This window comes from Candidatus Palibaumannia cicadellinicola (assembly GCF_002855795.1).
GTDB classification, from domain to species: Bacteria; Pseudomonadota; Gammaproteobacteria; order Enterobacterales; family Enterobacteriaceae; genus Baumannia; species Baumannia cicadellinicola_C.
Genome location: NZ_NJPO01000173.1, coordinates 1 through 2,102 on the forward strand (window position 1 = coordinate 1; position 2,102 = coordinate 2,102).

Here is a 2,102-nt window from a genome sequence, read left to right on the forward strand (position 1 = left end):
GATTACAGCTATAGTAGGTAATAATTATTATCAAGACTTAAACATAATACTACGAATGTTATCTGTATTTTGTCTGATTATTTTTGCAGGTGTTATTGCTTTAATGACAGAGCAAGGCAAATTAATTATTATGTTTTCGCATGAAGCACGTGCTGAAGTACGTAAAGTTATTTGGCCTACTTGCCAAGAAACTTTCTATACTACTTTGATAGTAGCTATAGTTACTATATTTATGTCACTTATTCTTTGGGGACTAGATAGTTGTCTAGTTAATATGGTATCATTAATTACCAGCCTGAGGTTCTAGATGTCTGAAGATTTTCAAAAACGTTGGTATGTAGTTCAAGCTTTTTCTGGTTTAGAAGGACGAGTAGCACAATCTCTCCGTGAGCATATAAAATTACATGCTCAAAAACAATTATTTGGTGAAGTGATAGTACCAACAGAAGAAGTAGTTGAAATACGTTGTGGCCAACGTCGTAAAAGTGAGCGTAAATTTTTTCCTGGTTATGTATTAGTACAAATGGTCATGAACGATAGTAGTTGGCATTTAGTACGTAGTGTACCACGCGTAATGGGTTTTATTGGCGGTACATCAGATAAGCCGTTGCCTATTAGTGACAAAGAAGTTCATGCAATAATGAATCGTTTACAGCAAATAGGTGATAAACCTAGACCTAAAACATTATTTGAACCAGGTGAATTAATTAGAGTTAATGATGGGCCATTTGCTGATTTTAATGGTGTTGTTGAAGAAGTTGATTATGAAAAAAGTCGCTTAAAAGTATCTGTTTCTATCTTTGGTCGTGCTACTCCAGTAGAACTAGATTTTAATCAAGTAGAAAAAGGTTAAGCTCAAGCTATTTTTAGATAAACTTAAACTAGAACTAGAATAGGAAATAAAAATGGCTAAAAAAATACAAGCTTATGTAAAACTACAAATTGCTGCAGGTATGGCAAATCCTAGTCCACCGGTAGGACCAGCTTTAGGTCAGCAAGGCGTTAATATCATAGAATTTTGTAAAAATTTTAACACAAAAACAGAACTTCTTGAAAAAGGTTTACCAATACCAGTAATTATTACTATTTACTCTGATCGTTCTTTTACTTTTATTACCAAAACTCCTCCAGCAGCAGTTTTATTAAAAAAAGCTGCAGGAATAACAAGTGGTTCTAGTCAATCCAAAATAAATAAAGTAGGCAAAATAACTTCTTCTCAAGTGCGAGAAATAGCTCAAATAAAAGCTGCAGATATGAATGGTAGTAATATTGAAGCTATGTATCGCTCCATCATTGGTACCGCTTTTTCTATGGGTCTAGTAGTAGAAGGTTAAAACATGGTTAAAATAACCAATCGTATGAATATGATTCGAAATCAAGTAAATTCAGCGAAACAATATAATATTTTTGATGCAATTACATTATTAAAAAATATTTCTACGGTCAATTTTATTGAAAGTATTGATGTAGCAGTAAGACTTGGGATTGATGCTCGTAAATCAGATCAAAATATTCGTAGTGCCACAGTACTACCGCATGGTATAGGTCGTAATGTTCGTGTAGCTGTTTTTACTCAAGGTTTAAATATCATAGCAGCTCAATCAGCTGGGGCTGATATAGTTGGTATGAATGATTTAGCTACACAAATCAAACAAGGTAAATTATCTTTTGATGTAGTTATAGCATCTCCAGATGCTATGTCTTTAGTTAGCGAATTAGGACACATCTTAGGTCCGCGCGGTATGATGCCTAATCCTAAAGTAGGAACAGTAACTGAAAATATTGCTTTAACAGTAAAAGAAATTAAAGCTGGTCAGATACGTTACCATAACGACAAAAATGGTATTATTCATACTACTATTGGCAAAATAGATTTTGAATCTGATAAATTAAAAGAAAACTTAGAAGCTTTCTTAATAGCGCTAAAAAAAGACAAACCAATACAGACTAAAGGTGTTTACATAAAAAAAGTTTGTCTCTCAACTACTATGGGCCCTGGCTTAACAATTGATCAATGTAGTTTGTCTATAATCAATAAATAATCCACAATAAAGTAAGTTTTTTATAATATTAAATATTAAATATTCAGTATCCGTTTAATT

The 2,102-nt window shown here is 32.5% G+C and carries 4 protein-coding genes; all 4 read left to right on the forward strand.

All coding sequences use genetic code 11. The features are described 5' to 3' along the window. On the forward strand, positions 1-307 hold a 307-nt coding region (gene secE / locus CEX73_RS03180; protein WP_101627134.1), incomplete at its 5' end, for a preprotein translocase subunit SecE. Then, the gene (gene nusG, locus CEX73_RS03185; protein WP_101627135.1) at positions 308-853 is read left to right on the forward strand and encodes a transcription termination/antitermination protein NusG; all 546 of its coding nucleotides are present in this window, start codon (positions 308-310) and stop codon (positions 851-853) included. Between the two features lie 52 nt (positions 854-905). After that, positions 906-1,334 carry a 50S ribosomal protein L11 gene (rplK, locus tag CEX73_RS03190; RefSeq protein WP_101627136.1) on the forward strand — a complete coding sequence of 143 codons (429 nt, stop codon included), beginning with the start codon at positions 906-908 and terminating at the stop codon, positions 1,332-1,334. A 3-nt stretch (positions 1,335-1,337) separates the two neighbouring features. After that, a complete protein-coding gene (gene rplA / locus CEX73_RS03195; RefSeq protein WP_101627137.1) occupies positions 1,338-2,042 on the forward strand; it encodes a 50S ribosomal protein L1 in 705 nt (234 codons plus the stop codon). Positions 2,043-2,102: the final 60 nt, after the last annotated feature.

Bases quoted from the DNA above. Each gene is read 5' to 3' on its own strand.
- nusG (WP_101627135.1), top strand. From the start codon at position 308: ATGTCTGAAGATTTTCAAAAACGTTGGTATGTAGTTCAAGCTTTTTCT.
- rplK (WP_101627136.1), top strand. From the start codon at position 906: ATGGCTAAAAAAATACAAGCTTATGTAAAACTACAAATTGCTGCAGGT.
- rplA (WP_101627137.1), top strand. From the start codon at position 1,338: ATGGTTAAAATAACCAATCGTATGAATATGATTCGAAATCAAGTAAAT.